We start from the raw sequence: 16,630 nt of genomic DNA on the forward strand, positions 1-16,630 counted from the left end.
CCCCCCCGCCCTCTCGGTGTCACCGACTCCGGCCCGACAGCAAGGTCGCCAGGTCCGCTCGGTCGGTGAGATCAAGCTTGGTGCAGGCCCGGTAGATGTGGCCCTCGACGGTGCGCACCGACACGGTGAGGCGCTCCGCGATGGACTTGTTCGACAGACCCGCCGCCACGAGGGTGGCGATCTCCCGTTCCCTGGCGGTCAGCGGCAACGGATTGGCGGCGGCGACCATCGCGGGCGTGCGAAGACCCCCACAGGCAGCCGACAACCGGTGTGCCCGTGCAGAAGAGGTGGCCAGCGCCGCCCGCTCCCCTGCACCGCTGTGCGCGGTTGCGGCCTGGGCCGAAGCATCGGCCGCCGACGCCATGGCCCCCAGATCCTCGAACTCGGCCGCACTGCCGTCGAGTTCGGAGCCGTTGCCGGTGGCGACGGCAGCGGCGTGCCGCGCGTACGCACCCACGAGGGCGCCGTCGATCAGCCCCGCCAGTTCGATCAGCCGACCCGCGGCTGTCTCGTCCCCGAAACGGGTAGCAGCGTGCAGCGCCTCGGCCTCCACGGCGAATTGGCCTGCTGCTGAAGCGCTTTTCGCCGCACGGCGAGCCAGTGACATTGCTTCTCCGGTGACGCCCTGGGAGGCGGCGACCCAGGCCGCCGCGGTGTCCAACTGCGGATCGAAGACGGCCACGTAGCGGCCCGCTCGCCCGCGGGCGTCGGCGAGCACCCTCGCTGCAGCATCGGCCTTACCGAGCGCGGCGTATGACTGGACGAGACCGATCTGGGCCGGAAATCCCCACGCCGCACCCGCAGTGGTGTCCAGGGCCGCAAGACTCTGCTCATATCGGGCGGCGGACTCGCGCAGCCTTCCACGGGCGAGGTCCACGGTGCCCATCACGATGTTCGCCAGCGCCCAGCCGAGGAACTGCCCGGCGGTGGAGAACGCAAGATAGCGTCCCGCGCGTTGTTCGGCGACATCGAAACCGCCGATCAGCGTCAGCCCCAGCACTTCTCCGAAACCTGCCGGGAAGCGGAGCAATCCGTCGGTCTTCGACTCGACGGCCTGGCCACGTTCGGCGAGTTCGGCGACTTCACCGCCCCGACCCGAGAGGGCACGCGCCAAGCCGCCCCCGAAGCACGCCCACTCCAGTGCCCACGGACTGGCACCGGGAGAGTCCAGGACCACCTGCGCGCGGCGCAGCGCCTCCTCCAGTCGGCCTTCGAACAGCGCACACGCAGACGACATGCCTTCGACCACCAACTCCAGGGCGGGGTGATCCACACGCGAGGACACGAGTTCGAGAACCTCGTCGGCGCGATCGCTGTCACCCATCGACCAGAAGAGGTTGCCGACGCGGGTCAGACCCCACTGCACCAACTGGAGCTGGTCCAGCCCCGCCGGATCGAATGCGGTCAGCACGGCGTCGGAGTCCTCCGCCCGGCCCTGCCACAACAACGCCCTGGCGAGAAGATCGGCTGCGGCCAGTCCCCCACCACCGGCGAGCGCCGCCTCCGCGAAGCGCTCGCCCAGAGGCAGGTTTGCCAGGGCGATCGCATCATGAGCCGCTTTGAGGAACAGCTCGACGTCCAGACTCTGATCACTGTCGAGTGACAGCTCCGCCAGCCGGATACGTTCGGACGCGGTGTCCACACCGTCCGCGAGCAGCGCGGTGACCAACCGACCGCGCAGGCGCCTCGCCGAGGCGATTCCGAGTCGCCTGCGGATCACATCCCCGAACAGTGGGTGCGTGTAGTGGACGTCGAAATGCTGCCCGTCCCTCGCGACCCGGATGAGGCCGCGAGCCTCGGCATCGTCGACCGCGGTCTCCCCGGCGAGTTCGCACAGCACATCGAGATCGAGCGGTTCGCAGAAGGTGAGCAGCTTGAGCACCGAGAGGGCGTCATCGTCGAGTTGCTCGATGCGACCCTCGAGGAGGGAGGCCAACTCGGAGGTCACCGCCGCACGGCCGCGCAGCTGCCATACCCCGCGCACCTGGCGCAGCGCACCGGATTCGAGCGCCCCCTCGACCAGATGGTGCAGGTACAGGGCGTTTCCGCCGGAGGCATCCCAGATGACGTCCGCGCTCAAACCCTCCAGCCGACCCCCGAGGACGGACTCGATGAGTTCGACGCTCTGGGTTTTGGTGAAGGGCGACAGCACGATCCGAACGAGGTGTCGATCCTTCCACAACGAGGTCACGGCGTCGGGCACGGTCTCACCACTGCGAACGGTGGCGATGATGCGCACGGCCCGGTCGATGGCCAGTTGATGGAGCAGGGTGGCGGAGAGTTCGTCGAGCAGATGCGCGTCGTCGACGCCGATCACCGTGTCTCCCCCGGAGAGAAGCGACTCGCGCGCCGCGGACATGAACGTCACCGGGTCGGTGGCGGTGGTCGGACCGACCAGGTGCGCAAACGCGCCCAACGGGATGCTGCGCGCCGACTCGGTCCCGGCGACCCATCGGACCTGCCCCGGCATCGAACCGGTCGCGTACCGGGCCAGGGTTGTCTTGCCCACGCCAGGGTCACCGGTGAGTACCACCCCGAGATCAGCCGTCTCGGAATCGAGAGCCGCCTGGATCGTCTTGTATTCCAGCTGGCGCTCGATCAACGGCCATGTGCGTGCCACGCGTTGATTCTAGGCTGCCCGCGCAAGCCGAGGGAGATGAATAACCTTAGTTATGCTCACGAAATCCGTTGTGTACCAGCGGCGAATCCTGCGTCGATTCCCGATTCGGTGTCAAAGATCTTGCGCCGCAGCCTCATTACGCACGGGGTTGGCGACCGTCGTCCATTTCTCGCTGCGGATCCGCCAGGCGACCGTCAACAGCCGCAACACCATGAACAGGATCAACCCGCTCCAGATTCCCGCCAGACCCCAGTCGAAGATGAGAGAGCACCAGATCATCGGCAGAAATCCGACAAGGGCGCTGACGAGGGTCGCAGTACGTAGGAACGCCGCGTCGGCGCTGCCGAGCAACACCCCGTCGAGCGCGAAGACGATGCCGGCGATGGGCAGCATGGCGACGAAAAACCACCACGGGGTACCGACCGCCCGCAGCACCTCGGCGTCACCGGTGAAGATCTTCGGGATCACCACATTGCCCGCGGCGAAGATCGCAGCCAACCCGAACGAGACACTCAACGACCACACCGTGACCCGCCTGGTCACCCGCCACGCCGCTGGAATGGCACCTGCACCCAGCGCGGCGCCGACCAGAGCCTGGGCCGCGATCGCGAACGAGTCCAGCAGCAGCGCCACGAAGTTCCAGAGCTGCAGCACCAGCTGGTGCGAGGCCACCGCTGCGACACCAAACCGGCTCGCAACCGCGGCCGCAGACAGGAAACAGATCTGAAATGAGAGGCTGCGCACGATGAGGTCGCGGCCCAGCACCAGCTGCACCCGGATGATCGGCCACTGCGGACGCGAGCCACCGGCAGCCGGATACTGCGCGCTTTCCCGCCACACCCTCACGGCGAAGAGAATTCCCGCGATGCTCTGGCCCACCACGTTCGAGATCGCGCTGCCTTCGAGTCCCAACGTCGGTGCACCGAGCAGGCCGTGCACCAGAACCGGACACAACACCGCCGAGACGCCCAGGCCGACGACGACGTAGATGATCGGCCGCCGGGTGTCCTGGACTCCACGCATCCAACCGTTGCCGGCCATCGAGAGCAGGATGAGCGGAACGCCCCACACGGCGATGCGCAACCACGTGGTGGCCTCTGTCGCCACCTCTCCACCGCCGGTGAGCGCGGCGAGGATCCACGGCGCGCACGCGCCCACCACCACCACGATCACTGCGCCCACACCGAGCGCGATCCAGCTCGCCTGGACACCCTCGGCGACAGCCCCCGCCCTGTCACCCCTTCCGAACTTCTGGGCCGACCGCGCGGTGGTCCCGTACGACAGGAAGGTCAGCTGCGTGCTCACCACCGACAGCACCAGCACTCCGACGCCGAGTGCCGCGAGATCGAGACCGCCGAGCCGACCGACCACCGCCAGATCGAGCATCAAATACAGTGGTTCGGCCACCAGCACCACAAGTGCTGACAGCGACAACCGCAAGATCCTGCGGCTGGTCGGGTTCAATTCGTCGCGGTCCTCGGCGTCTGTCGAGGCCGGGTTCGGCGAAGCGTTCACACCGAGCGCAGCAGCTGTCCGACCACCTCGTCGGCAGAGCCGGAGGCGCTGTACCCACACGCCAGCCGATGGCCGCCACCGCCGTGGGCGCGCGCGATCGGGACGAGATCGACATCGGATTTGGCTCGCATAGAGACGGTCCAATCCCCGGGACCGGCCTCCTTGAACACCACCGCGACCTCGGCCTCAGCGGTGGTCCGGACTATGTCGACCACGCTTTCGCTCTCTTCCCAGCCCAGCGCCTGGGTGGACGCGTGATCGACAACCGCATACACCAATCCCCGGCCACCGAACGCCTCCTCGACCAGAACTGCGGAGTCGAGTGCAGCGGACACCATGGACAACCAGGCGAAGCGATGGGTGTCAAGCAGGTGGCGGGTCCACGTCCGGCCATCGACCCCGAGTTCGAGGAGCCGGGCCGCGATCCGATGCGATTTCGGTTGCGCCCATTTGAACGAGCCGGTGTCGGTGACGACTCCGGCGTACAGGCATGTCGCGACCCCCACGTCGAGCGGCACGTCCAGCGCGTCGATGATGGCCAGCGCCAGTTCGGCCGTGCAGTCGGCACCGGGATCGACGAGGTTGACGGTACCGAAACCGGCATTCGACGCATGATGGTCGACGACGATGGATTCTGTCGCCGATTCGAGCACCCCGGCCAAGCCCTCGAGCCGGTGGATACTCGCACAGTCGACGGCGACAACGACGGGGTACCCGACGACGTCGTCGGGCTCGATGAGCAGGTCGGCACCAGGGAGTTCGGCCAGCGCCGCCGGCAGCCGGGTGGGACCGGGAAAACTGATCTCGACCACGGTTCCACGGCTTCGCAGCGCCCCCGCGATGGCGAGGCCGCTGCCGATCGTGTCGGCATCAGGACGGGTGTGACAGAGCACCGTGACGTGATCTGCCGAAGCCAGCACGTCTACGACAGAACGCAACGCCAGGGCTGCGGTGGCCTCTGTGGTGTTCACCGCTCGCCAGTGTCCTCTGCGGGGTCCTCGGCCTCATCGGCCGCCCGCGGTTCTCGATACGGATCCGGGTCACCGGCCGGCGCGGCGTCGCGTGCGAGCCGGGCGACTTCTTCGTCCTGCAACCGCGCACGTTCGAGAAGCTCTTCCATGTCGCGAGCGGTATCGGGCACCTTGTCGAGGACGAACGACAACGTCGGGGTGAACCGAACCCCGGTGCCGGCTCCCACCTTGGACCGCAGGATGCCGGTGGCCTTCGCGAGACCCGCAGCGGCGGAGGCGTAGTCGGGTTCGACGTTCAACGACGGGCCCATGACCGTGTAGAACACCGTCGCGTCGTGCAGGTCGCCGGTCACCTTGGCGTCGGTGACCGTGACATAGGCGAGTCGCGGATCCTTGATCTCCTTGGCGATGGCCGAGGCGACGATCGAAGAGATCCGCTTTGCCATCCGCTGTGCCCGGGCGGGATCTGCCATCTCCAGCTCACTCTCTTTGTTCGAGACGTCCGACCGTGTCGAGACGTCTCACCCTTGTTCGAGACGTGCCACCCACCGGCTCGACTCTCGATCCTGGACTGCTACCGCAACTCTAATCTTCTCGTGCGTCGGCAGATCTAATCATCATCGTCGTCGCCGCTGCGCACGCGACGGCGGACCGACAACACTTCGATTTCGGGGCGGCCGGCGACCAACGCCTCACTGGCGTCGAGGATCTCACCGAGATGCCTGGCGTCGGCCGCGACGGCCGCGACCCCGATCCGGGCGCGTCGGTGCAGATCGTGGTCGTCGACCTCCGCAACGGACACCCGCAGACGCGCCAGTGCTGCCACGATGGGTCGCACCACTGAGCGCTTCTGCTTGAGAGAGCGGACGTCGCCGAGTAGCAGATCGATTTCCAACGACCCGACGAACATCACGCCCTACCGACGGGGGTCAGTCCCGCGCCTTTTCCCGCAACTCGTACGTCTCGATGACGTCGTCGACCTCGATGTCCGTCGATGACGTCAGTCACGCGCCTTCTCTCGCAACTCGTACGTCTCGATGACGTCGTCGACCTTGATGTCGTTGTACGTGATCGTCAGACCGCATTCGTAACCGTCGCGAACCTCGGTGACATCGTCCTTCTCCCGCTTGAGCGAGGAGATGGTGAGGTTCTCGGCGACCACCACGTTGTCGCGGAGCAGCCGAGCCTTCGCGTTACGACGCATGATGCCCGAGGTGACAAGGCAACCGGCGATGTTACCGACCTTGGACGAGCGGAAGATCGCGCGAATGTCCGCCCGGCCCAGCTCGACCTCTTCGTAGACCGGCTTGAGCATGCCCTTGAGCGCACTCTGGATCTCGTCGATGGCCTGGTAGATGACCGAGTAGTACCGGATGTCGACACCCTCGCGGTTGGCGAGTTCGGTTGCCTTACCCTCGGCCCGCACGTTGAACCCGATGATGATCGCGTTCGATGCGGACGCCAGGTTGACGTTGGTCTCGGTGACTCCACCGACACCACGATCGATGACCCGCAACTGCACCTCGTCGTCGATCTCGATGCCGAGCAGAGCCTCTTCCAAGGCCTCCACGGTTCCCGAGTTGTCACCCTTGAGGATCAGGTTCAGCTGCGAAGTCTCCTTCAATGCCGAGTCCAGATCTTCCAGGCTGATCCGCTTGCGACTGCGCGCGGCCAGTGCGTTGCGCTTGCGCGCATTACGCCGGTCGGCGATCTGCCGGGCGATACGGTCTTCGTCGACGACCAGCAGGTTGTCGCCGGCACCGGGCACCGAGGTGAAACCGATGACCTGGACCGGACGCGACGGCAGCGCCGCGGTGACGTCTGCGCCGTGCTCGTCGACCATGCGGCGCACACGTCCGTACGCGTCGCCCGCCACGATCGAATCGCCGACCTTGAGGGTTCCGCGCTGGACGAGCACGGTCGCCACGGGTCCACGACCACGGTCGAGGTGCGCCTCGATGGCGACACCCTGGGCGTCCATGTCCGGGTTGGCGCGCAGATCGAGCGAGGCGTCCGCGGTCAACAGCACCGCTTCGAGCAGTGCGTCGATGTTGGTGCCCTGCTTGGCGGAGATGTCGACGAACATGGTCTCACCGCCGAAGTCCTCGGCAACCAGACCGTACTCGGTCAATTGAGCGCGGATCTTCTGCGGATCTGCGCCTTCCTTGTCGATCTTGTTGACCGCCACCACAATCGGCACGTCGGCCGCCTGCGCGTGGTTGATCGCCTCGACCGTCTGCGGCATCACACCGTCGTCGGCCGCGACCACGAGGATCGCGATGTCCGTCGCCTTGGCACCACGGGCACGCATGGCGGTGAACGCCTCGTGACCGGGGGTGTCGATGAAGGTGACGAGTCGCTCGTTGCCGTCCAGTTCGGTGAGGACCTGGTAGGCGCCGATGTGCTGGGTGATGCCACCGGCTTCACCCTCGCGGACCTTCTCGTTACGGATGGTGTCGAGCAGTCGGGTCTTACCGTGGTCGACGTGACCCATGACGGTCACCACCGGCGGACGCTGTTCGAGATCTTCCTCGCCGCCGGCGTCTTCGCCATAGGTGAGGTCGAACGAGTCGAGCAGCTCGCGATCTTCGTCTTCCGGGCTGACGACCTGGACGACGTAGTTCATCTCGCCGCCGAGCAGCTCCAACGTCTCGTCGTTGACCGACTCCGTCGCTGTGACCATCTCGCCGAGGTTGAACAACGCCTGGACCAGCGAGGCCGGGTTGGCGTCGATCTTGTCTGCGAAGTCCGACAACGAAGCACCACGGGCGAGGCGAATGGTCTCGCCGTTGCCGCGGGGCAGCCTTACACCACCGACTGCAGGCGCCTGCATGCTCTCGTACTCGGCGCGTTTTGCACGCTTCGACTTACGACCGCGGCGAATCGCTCCGCCAGGACGACCGAACGCACCCGCGGCGCCGCCGCGACCACGGTTACCGCCACCGGGACGACCGCGGAATCCACCGGGAGGACCACCGGGTGCACCGGTCGGCGCTCCTGCGCCGCCGCCACCACCGGGACCGCCGCGGTAGCCACCGCCACCGCCGCCGCCGGGTCCACCACGGGCTCCGCCGGGTCCACCACGTGCGCCGCCGGGACCGCCACGTGCGCCGCCGGGTCCACCGGGGCCGCTGGGACGAGCCGAACGAGCAGGCATCGCACCGGGATTCGGGCGAGGAGGCATGCTGCCGGGGCTGGGGCGCGGACCGCCCTGTCCCGGAGCGGGCCTGCCGCCGCCCGCAGTGCCACCGGGTGCCGGACGTGCGCCGCCGCCTGGACGGGGCCCACCGGTACCGGGTGCCGGACGAGACGCGGGACGCTCAACCGGAGCGGCCGTCGAGTAAGGATTGTTGCCGACCTTCGGCTTGCGAGGACCTGGCTTCGGGCCAGGACCGGCGCCCGGGGCCGGGCGACTGGCCGGAGCCTGAGCCGCGGAGGCCGCGGGGGCCTGCGGAGCAGCCGGCGCGGGTGCCTGCGGGGCCGGCGCTGACGGTGCCGGTGCCGACGGACGCGCCGCGGGCCCTGGAGCCGGTGCTGCCGGAGCAGGCGACGACTGTGCCGCGGGCGCTGCCGGGGCCGCCGGAGCGGGCTTCGGCGCGCCGGGTTTTGCACCCGGGGTCGGCGCATTCGGGGTAGGTGCGCCTGGAGTGGGCGCACCTGGGGTCTGCGCGCTGCCGTTCGAGGCCGGCGCGGGCTTTGCTGCCGGACGAGGACCGCCCGGTTTGGCTGATGGTTTCCCTGCGGGGGCGCTACCACCCGGGGACCCGCCGTCTGCGGCGGGAGCGTCCTTCCCGGGGAAGGACTGACGAAGTCGCCGGGCCACGGGGGCCTCTACGGTCGACGACGCGGATTTGACGAACTCACCCTGCTCACTGAGACGCGCGAGAACTTCTTTACTCGTCACACCTAGTTCTTTGGCCAATTCGTGCACGCGGGCCTTGCCTGCCACTGCTCTCCTCACTTGGAGGTCGAGCGGCATTGCCCGCTACGACCTCGGTTTACGTCCGAAACTCGCTCATCGCAAGAACTTCACGGTGTGCTCATGTCTTCTGCTACCTGTTCCTCAGTGGCCGGCTTGTGCCGGCCTCTCTGTGTGGCTACCGATTCGATCTCTCGCCTCAGTAGTTCGGAGTCGACGGTCAACCCGCCGATCCGAAATGCCCTGGCGAAGGCCTTCCGCTGCACCGCGGTTCCCAGGCATTCGGGATCCGGGTGGAGCCAAGCGCCACGCCCTGACATGGTCTTTCGGTGGTCGATCACGACCACCGGGGGGCGTGAGCCCGTGTCCGCCACCAGCCGAACGAGTTCGGCGGCCGGGCGGCACTGACGACATCCGACGCAGGTGCGCATCGGAGGTTTTTCGCGGTGGAGCGAAGGATCACTGTGGACCATCGACAAGTCTACCGTCCGGAGCACGTCAGATGCCAATGAGACCCGCCGATGACCATCCGGCTCAGCTCGCACCTGCGTCCGAGGTGGCACTGTCGGCGTCGCTCTGGGCGTCGCTGCGGATGTCGATCCGCCATCCGGTCAGTCGCGCCGCGAGTCGGGCGTTCTGCCCTTCCTTCCCGATGGCCAGCGACAACTGGTAGTCGGGCACGACCACGCGGGCAGCTTTCGCCGCCAGGTCCACCACGGTCACGGAGACGACCTTCGACGGGGACAGTGCGTTCCCGACGAACACGGCCGGATCGGTGTCGTAGTCGATGATGTCGATCTTCTCGTCGCCCAGCTCGCGCATCACATTGCGCACCCGCTGCCCCATCGGGCCGATGCAGGCACCCTTGGCATTGAGACCCGAGACACCGGTGTGGACGGCGATCTTCGAACGGTGACCGGCCTCGCGAGCCACGGCGACGATCTCGACGGAGCCGTCCTCGATCTCGGGGACCTCCAGGGAGAACAGTTTGCGAACGAGGTTCGGATGGGTGCGCGAGAGGGTGATCTGCAGGCCCCGCTGGCCCCGGGTCACGCCTACCACGTAGCACTTGATGCGTTCGCCGTGGACATACTTCTCGCCGGGTACCTGTTCGGCCGGGGGCAGCACACCCTCCTGGCCGGTCGCCTCGCTGCCGATGCGCACGACAACCAGGCCGCGTGCGTTCGCCCTGGCGTCCTGCTGGACGACACCGCCGACGATCTCGCCCTCGTGGGTCGAGAACTCGCCGAAGTTCTTGTCGTGCTCGGCATCCCGCAAGCGCTGCAGGATGACCTGTCGTGCTGTGGTGGCGGCGATCCGGCCGAACCCCTCAGGGGTGTCGTCCCACTCAGAGATCGTGTTCCCGTCTTCGTCGCGTTCTTGGGCCATCACCCGCACCGAGCCGGATTTGCGGTCGACGTCGATGTACGCGTGCTGGGCGAACCCGTCGGTGTGCCGATACGCCGTCAGGAGCGCCGACTGGATGGTCTCGATCACCGTGTCGATCGAGATACCCTTCTCCGCCTCGATCATCCGGAGAGCAGCAATGTCGATATTCATTTGTTCCCTTTCCGTCTTGCCTCGATCTGTTCGGCATCGAGGCCGCACATCTGTAATTCGGCTGCACCGGGTTCGCTGAAGTCGACCTGGACGTGGGCGACGCGCACCTTCTCGAGTGGCACCGACTGCGTGAGCAGTCCCTTACCGGACTTGGTGACCAGCGTGAGCGTGGTCTCGGTCTCGTCCAGCGGCCCGACCCGTCCCGAGAGCCGCTCAGCAGGTTCGGTGGCCAGGTCGATGACAACCTTGCGGCCCGCCGCCCGGCGCCAGTGCCGCGGAGCGGTCAGCGGTCGATCGACCCCGGGAGAGGTGACCTCGAGGGTGTATGTGGGGAGCGCGGAGACAACGTCGTGCCCGGAGGCGTCTTCATCGCCGGGTTCGCCGTCGAGCACCGAGGAGAGCGACCGGCTCAAGGCGGCCAGTTCGTCGAGCCCGGCGCCACCGTCACGATCGACCATCAGGGTGATCACATTTTCCTCACCAGAGGCGGTGACGGTCAGCTCCTCGACGTCGAATCCGTTGCCGGTCACGACCGGTTCGAGTAGCTCGCTGATGCGGTCGCGGTCGATTGCCCCAGGCATTCGGCGTTCCCTCCGTGTGCAGTTGTCGGTGTAGCGGGACCGGCGCGCCCGGTGTTCGTTTCCCGGCGCCCGCGGTCGCAGGTGCACTCAGCTTAACGCCCCCGCGAGGGTGCTCTCGCCCATCAGGCCGACGGGTCTCGCAGTCCGTGCCCGCGGGCGGTGGGTCCCACGCCCGCCGCGGACTGCTGGCACTATGTGTCCCTGTGACGGTCACCGGCCTCGTGGAGGCAGCAGAAAGTGGGTTTCGACCCTCGCGCCGCTCGTTCGTGCGTTCGGCCGCCGCCGTGTCGGTGGGAGCGATCGCGATCACGGCGGTCGGGGCGTGCGGTTCCGGCTCGGGCGTGAGTGCGCAGCAGCAGCTCGCCGACCGGTTGCTCCCCCAGGTCTCCGCGGCGCAGGCCGACGCGGTGGCCGCCGGCGCCGCCGTCGCCACCAATCCCGATCGCGCCGCGGCCCTCGGCGTCGTTGCCGCAGAGCGCACCGAACATGCCCGTGTTCTCACCGACGAGATCACCCGCCTCGACGCCGGCCGGGCCCGGACCGCGTCGAGTTCCGTGGCGCCCAGTTCGGTGACACCTGCACCGCCGAGCCTCGACCAGTTGCGCACCCAGCTGTCGGCATCGGCGAGGTCCGCCGGTGACCTCGCGGTCGAACTCGACGGTTACGTGGCGGGTCTGCTCGGGTCGATCAGTGCGGGCGTCACGACTGCGGTGGCGGTACAGCTCGCATGACCCGGACCACCGACGCGTTGACCGTGGCACTGACCGCCGAGAACGCCGCCATCTTCGCCTACGGGGTGGTGGCTGCCTACGCCGCCTCGTCGCGATCTCAGACCATTGCCGAGTACACAGCCGAACACCGTTCCCGGCGTGAGGAATTGGTGGCAGCCCTGACCGCTGCGCACTCGGAGGTGCCCGCGGCCGCGGCGGGGTACGACCTCAGCGCCCCGATCACGGACCCGGCATCGGCGCTGACCGTGGCACTGACCGCCGAAGAAGACTGCGCAGTCGCCTACCGGGCACTCATCGAACAAGCCGAGAACGTCGGTGCCCGCAGGCTCGGCCTCGGTGGTTTGACCGACTCCGCGGGCCGGGCAGCCAATTGGCGCCTCGTGCTACGTATTTCCCCCGTCACCGTCGCCCTGCCCGGTTCCGTCTGACCGACAAACCCACCGTGAGCAGGCAAACCCAGGTGTTACAACACCTGGGTTTGCCTGAAATCACTGGTTTTGCAAGAGGTTTCAGCGGTTCGCGACGATGGAGGCCACCGCGGCGTCGGAGGCGATCTCGGTCGCCTCGCCGGTGAAACGGTCGCGGATCTCGACGGTCCCGTTCGCCCAACCTCGGCCGACCACGACCACCACCGGCATACCGAGCAGTTCGGCGTCCTTGAATTTGACGCCGGGCGAGGCCTTCCGGTCGTCGATGAGCACCGAGAAGCCGGCGGCATCCAGGTCGGCGGCCAGTGATCGGGCACCGCTCCAGGCACCCTCGTCCTTGTTCGCGATCACGAGGTGGACGTCGAACGGCGCAACCTCTTTGGGCCAGCGCAGCCCCTTCTCGTCGTGATGCTGCTCGGCGATGACCGCCACCATCCGCGACACGCCCACACCGTACGAACCCTGGATGAGCCGGACCGGTTTGCCGTTCTCTCCCAGCACACCGACGTCGAACGCATCGGTGTACTTGGTGCCCAGTTGGAAGATGTGGCCGATCTCGATACCGCGGGCGGTCACCAGGGTCCCGATCCCGTCGGGCGACGGATCACCGTCGCGGACCTCGGCGGCCTCGATGGTGCCGTCCGGGGTGAAGTCGCGACCGGCCACCAGGTCCACGACGTGTTTGCCGGGCGCGTCGGCTCCGGTGATCCACGCGGTGCCGTCGACGATCCGCGGGTCGACCAGGTAGCGAACACCGTTGTTCTGCAACCCCTTCGGACCTATGTAACCTCGGACCAGAAAGCTGTTATCAGCGAAGTCGGCGTCGGTGATGAGCTCGACGGCGGCGGGTTCGACGGCCGCTTCGAGGCGCTTGAAGTCGACCTCTCGGTCCCCCGGGACGCCGATCGCCAGCAGCTCTTCCTTTCCGTCTGGACTGCGCAGCTTGACCACCACGTTCTTGAGGGTGTCGGCGGCGGTGAATCCACGGTCCGGAAAGGTCTCCTGAGCCCACGCGACGAGGGTGTCGATGGTCGGGGTGTCGCCCGTGTCGTACACGGCCGCCGCGGGGAGGCCCTCGATGGGCAGGGCGGGCGGTGCGGGTGTGATGACGGCCTCGACGTTGGCGGCATAGCCCGACTCCGGGCTACGCACGTAGGTGTCCTCCCCGACCTCGCTCTCGGCCAGGAACTCTTCGGACGCACTGCCACCCATGGCACCGGACGTTGCGGCGACGATCACATATTTGACCTGCAACCGGCGGAAGATCTCCTGGTACGCCTCGCGGTGGGCGTCGTAGGACGCCTTGGAGCCATCGATGTCGAGATCGAAGGAGTACGAGTCCTTCATGATGAACTCACGGCCGCGCAAGATGCCTGCCCGGGGCCGCTCCTCGTCTCGGTACTTCGTCTGGATCTGATAGAGGGTCACCGGGAGATCCTTGTACGAGGAGTACTCACCCTTGACCAACTGCGCGAACAGCTCTTCGTGGGTCGGCCCGAGCAACATGTCCGCGCCCTTGCGGTCCTTGAGCCGGAACAGGGCCTCGCCGTACTCCGTCCACCGGCCGGTGACCTCGTAAGGTTCGCGGGGCAGGAGTGCGGGCAGCGAGATCTCCTGGCCGCCGATGTTGTTCATCTCCTCGCGCACCACATCTTCGACGCGGCGCAGCACTTTCAGGCCCAGTGGCAGCCAGCTGTAGACACCTGGGGCGACACGACGCACGTATCCCGCCCGGACCAGCAGCTTGTGGCTGGGTACCTCGGCGTCCGCGGGGTCATCGCGCAGAGTGCGCAGGAACAGGGTCGACATGCGTGTGATCACGTGTGCCACCTTAACGGGGCCCGAGCAGCTGTCTCCGCGGCGGCGGGCGCAGAAGCCGATACCGTGGTCGCCCAGATAAAGTGCGACTGTGTTGATCGTGCTGCCTCCTTCGGAGACCAAGGCCACCGGCGGCCGTGGCGCCGCCCTCGACCTCGACCAGTTGTCACTGCCCTCCCTCACCCCGATCCGCCGCAAGCTGGCGGACGCTCTCGTCACGCTTGCCGGCGATCCGGCCGCGAGCCGGCAGGCGCTCGGTCTGGGGGTGTCCCAGTTCGCGGAGATCGAACGCAATGCGCAGCTGTGGTCGTCTCCGACCCGCCCGGCGATCGAGCGTTACACCGGGGTGCTGTTCGACGCCCTCGACCATCCGTCGCTGAGCAGGGCGTCGAAGACCAAGGCGGCCGAGCGACTGGCCGTGGGCTCGGCGTTGTTCGGGGTCGTACGCGCCACCGATCCGATCCCCGCCTATCGGTTGTCCTCCGGGTCGAAACTGCCGGGGATGGGCACGCTCGCGTCGGTGTGGAAACCGGCGCTCACCGAAGCTCTGACGGACCTCGGCGACGACGTTGTCGTCGACCTCCGCTCCGGCGGCTACCAGCAGCTCGGACCCCTACCCGGCGCCATCACCGTCACGGTGCTGACCGAGGGGCCTTCGGGGTCACGAACTGTGGTGAGCCATTTCAACAAGCATCACAAGGGTGTGCTCACACGTTCACTCGTCAGCTCACGTCGGCAGATCCGGGACGTGAATTCGCTTGCCGCCGTCGCGACGGCAGGCGGCCAGCGGGCCGAGGTCGCCTCCGATCGAGAGCTGATCATCCTGACCGACTGACCATCGCCGGAAGTGGGTTGTTCTGGCGAAGAAAACAGCAGGTCGGCACCGCCGAAACGACCCATCATCGGGGTCAGGCGGTCAGCTCATCCGGATCGATGGACGTGTGTGCCGTCTCCTGGGCTGCCTGCCCCTCGGCGACGTCCTCCGGAGTGAACCGCATGAACAGGACCACGATTCCGGCGGCGACCGCTATCAGCGCACAGCAGATGAAGGCGAGGCCGTAGCCGCTCGCCAAGGCGTCCAATTCCAGGTCGTTCATCTGGTCCACCGGACCGGTGACCCCACCCTCGGACAGGGTCCTGCTGGTCACCATCGCACCGACCGCCACGAGTGCGATGGCGCCACCGAGGTTCTGCGCGACCTGCGCCAGCGCCGTCAGCGGGCCGATCTCGGTCGGACCGACGCCGGCGACCACGGACAGCGTCAGAGGAATCACCGCCAGCCCCACACCCGCGCCGATCACGATCACGGGGAACAGGATGTGCGGAAAGTAGGCGGGAGCGTCTCGCGCGATGCTCGCCGCGTAGGCACAGCCGGCGACGACGATCAGGCCGCCCGCGAGAACCAGCCACCGCGGCTGGTACCGCAATGCGAGTTTGGAGGCGATCGCAGCCGCGGTACCCAGGCCGAACGCGAATGGGACGACGGCCAGACCGCTCTGGATCGGCGAGTACTTCAAGATGCCCTGCAGATACAGGGAGATGAAGACCGCCATACACATGATGATCGCGCCGGCGAGCAGGATGGCCACCAGCGCAGCGACCCGGCTCCCGTTCTTGAACAGGGAGAACGGCAAAATCGGGTTGTCAGCGTTCCGCTCGACCATCACGAAGGCGGCGAGCGAGAGCAATCCGACGATGAGCGGGATCACGACGACGGGCCGCAGCCAGCCGCCGGGCCCTTCGTTGACCGCCAGCACGACGAGGGTGCAGCCGAGAGTCGCCAGGACGGCACCACGGACGTCCAAGGGTAGGCGTTCACCCTGCGATTCCTTCAGGAACAACACGGCGCCGACGACGACGATGACGCCGATCGGCACGTTGATGAGGAACACCAGGCGCCACGAGAGTTCGGTGAGCACACCGCCGGCGATGAGCCCCGCGACCGAACCGATGCCCGTCATCGCGGCATAGACGGCGAAGGCCTGATTGCGGGGCTTACCCGGGGCAAACGTCGTGGCGACCAGCGCCATCGCCGTGGGTGCGGCGACAGCTGCCGCAGCTCCCTGCAGGGCTCTGCCCACGATCAGACTGATCGGATCCCAGGCCAGGCCGCAGATCAACGACGTCACGGTGAACGCTGCGACACCGGCGACGAACATCCGCTTGCGCCCGAAGGTGTCGCCGAGACGCCCGCCGAGCAGCATGAGGCCGCCGAAGGCGAGTACGTAGGCGGTGATCACCCAGGCACCCGCGCTGTCCGAGAGCCCGAGGGCGTTCTGGATGCGCGGCAGGGCGAGTGCGGCAACAGTGCCGTCGAGGACGACCAGCAGCTGCATCCCGCCCAGGACGACGATCTGAGGTCCCCAGACGCGGGTCTGGCCGACCTCAGCAGCCATGTGCGTCAGTGGGGTCATGGGCAACGACGCTACCGCCGCCCCACCGCCATTTCACAATCAGGCTTGTCATGGTCGCGGACGCACGCACGTC

Annotated in this window: 14 protein-coding genes; 3 read left to right on the forward strand and 11 right to left on the reverse strand. The window is 67.4% G+C overall.

What is annotated here, in order from left to right; translation table 11 throughout:
* Window positions 1-19: 19 nt before the first annotated feature.
* From BH683_RS29080 to rimP, 9 genes are all read right to left on the reverse strand, one after another.
* On the reverse strand, window positions 20-2,620 hold the full coding sequence (locus BH683_RS29080; RefSeq protein WP_084838565.1) for a LuxR C-terminal-related transcriptional regulator: 2,601 nt from the start codon (window positions 2,618-2,620) through the stop codon (window positions 20-22).
* 111 nt (window positions 2,621-2,731) lie between these two features.
* Window positions 2,732-4,084, reverse strand: a complete 1,353-nt coding sequence (locus BH683_RS22810) for an MATE family efflux transporter (protein ID WP_281492333.1) — start codon at window positions 4,082-4,084, stop codon at window positions 2,732-2,734.
* Between the two features lie 47 nt (window positions 4,085-4,131).
* A complete protein-coding gene (locus BH683_RS22815; protein ID WP_084838567.1) occupies window positions 4,132-5,106 on the reverse strand; it encodes a bifunctional oligoribonuclease/PAP phosphatase NrnA in 975 nt (324 codons plus the stop codon).
* Entirely contained in the window at window positions 5,103-5,579 is a 477-nt protein-coding gene (gene rbfA, locus BH683_RS22820) for a 30S ribosome-binding factor RbfA (protein WP_084838568.1), read from the reverse strand. Before rbfA ends, BH683_RS22815 begins: the two co-directional genes overlap by 4 nt.
* A gap of 137 nt (window positions 5,580-5,716) precedes the next feature.
* A complete protein-coding gene (locus tag BH683_RS22825) occupies window positions 5,717-6,016 on the reverse strand; it encodes a DUF503 domain-containing protein (RefSeq protein WP_084838569.1) in 300 nt (99 codons plus the stop codon).
* A gap of 90 nt (window positions 6,017-6,106) precedes the next feature.
* Window positions 6,107-9,055, reverse strand: coding sequence for a translation initiation factor IF-2 (infB, locus tag BH683_RS22830; RefSeq protein WP_084838570.1), 2,949 nt, complete (start codon window positions 9,053-9,055; stop codon window positions 6,107-6,109).
* Window positions 9,056-9,135: 80 nt separating this feature from the next.
* Entirely contained in the window at window positions 9,136-9,498 is a 363-nt protein-coding gene (locus tag BH683_RS22835; RefSeq protein ID WP_084838571.1) for a YlxR family protein, read from the reverse strand.
* A gap of 61 nt (window positions 9,499-9,559) precedes the next feature.
* Window positions 9,560-10,585: a transcription termination factor NusA gene (nusA, locus tag BH683_RS22840; RefSeq protein ID WP_084838572.1), complete on the reverse strand. Its 1,026-nt coding sequence runs from the start codon at window positions 10,583-10,585 to the stop codon at window positions 9,560-9,562.
* Window positions 10,582-11,166: a ribosome maturation factor RimP gene (rimP, locus tag BH683_RS22845; protein ID WP_084838573.1), complete on the reverse strand. Its 585-nt coding sequence runs from the start codon at window positions 11,164-11,166 to the stop codon at window positions 10,582-10,584. Before rimP ends, nusA begins: the two co-directional genes overlap by 4 nt.
* Before the next feature lie 203 nt (window positions 11,167-11,369).
* Here rimP and BH683_RS22850 point away from each other — a divergent pair, with 203 nt between their 5' ends.
* Complete coding sequence (locus BH683_RS22850) at window positions 11,370-11,897, forward strand: hypothetical protein (protein WP_143696116.1); 528 nt, start codon at window positions 11,370-11,372, stop codon at window positions 11,895-11,897.
* The gene (locus BH683_RS22855; protein ID WP_084838575.1) at window positions 11,894-12,325 is read left to right on the forward strand and encodes a ferritin-like domain-containing protein; all 432 of its coding nucleotides are present in this window, start codon (window positions 11,894-11,896) and stop codon (window positions 12,323-12,325) included. The genes BH683_RS22850 and BH683_RS22855 overlap by 4 nt, the downstream gene beginning before the upstream one ends.
* An 81-nt stretch (window positions 12,326-12,406) precedes the next feature.
* On the opposite strand, the gene BH683_RS22860 is transcribed toward BH683_RS22855, so the two are convergent.
* A complete protein-coding gene (locus BH683_RS22860; RefSeq protein ID WP_210405258.1) occupies window positions 12,407-14,146 on the reverse strand; it encodes a proline--tRNA ligase in 1,740 nt (579 codons plus the stop codon).
* Between the two features lie 88 nt (window positions 14,147-14,234).
* Between BH683_RS22860 and yaaA the strand changes: the two genes are divergently transcribed.
* Window positions 14,235-14,978: a peroxide stress protein YaaA gene (gene yaaA / locus BH683_RS22865; protein ID WP_084838576.1), complete on the forward strand. Its 744-nt coding sequence runs from the start codon at window positions 14,235-14,237 to the stop codon at window positions 14,976-14,978.
* A 73-nt stretch (window positions 14,979-15,051) separates the two neighbouring features.
* On the opposite strand, the gene BH683_RS22870 is transcribed toward yaaA, so the two are convergent.
* Window positions 15,052-16,557, reverse strand: a complete 1,506-nt coding sequence (locus BH683_RS22870) for an MFS transporter (RefSeq protein ID WP_246833530.1) — start codon at window positions 16,555-16,557, stop codon at window positions 15,052-15,054.
* Between the last annotated feature and the right edge of the window lie 73 nt (window positions 16,558-16,630).

It is taken from the genome of Williamsia sp. 1138 (assembly GCF_002095435.2).
Lineage (GTDB): Bacteria > Actinomycetota > Actinomycetes > Mycobacteriales > Mycobacteriaceae > Williamsia.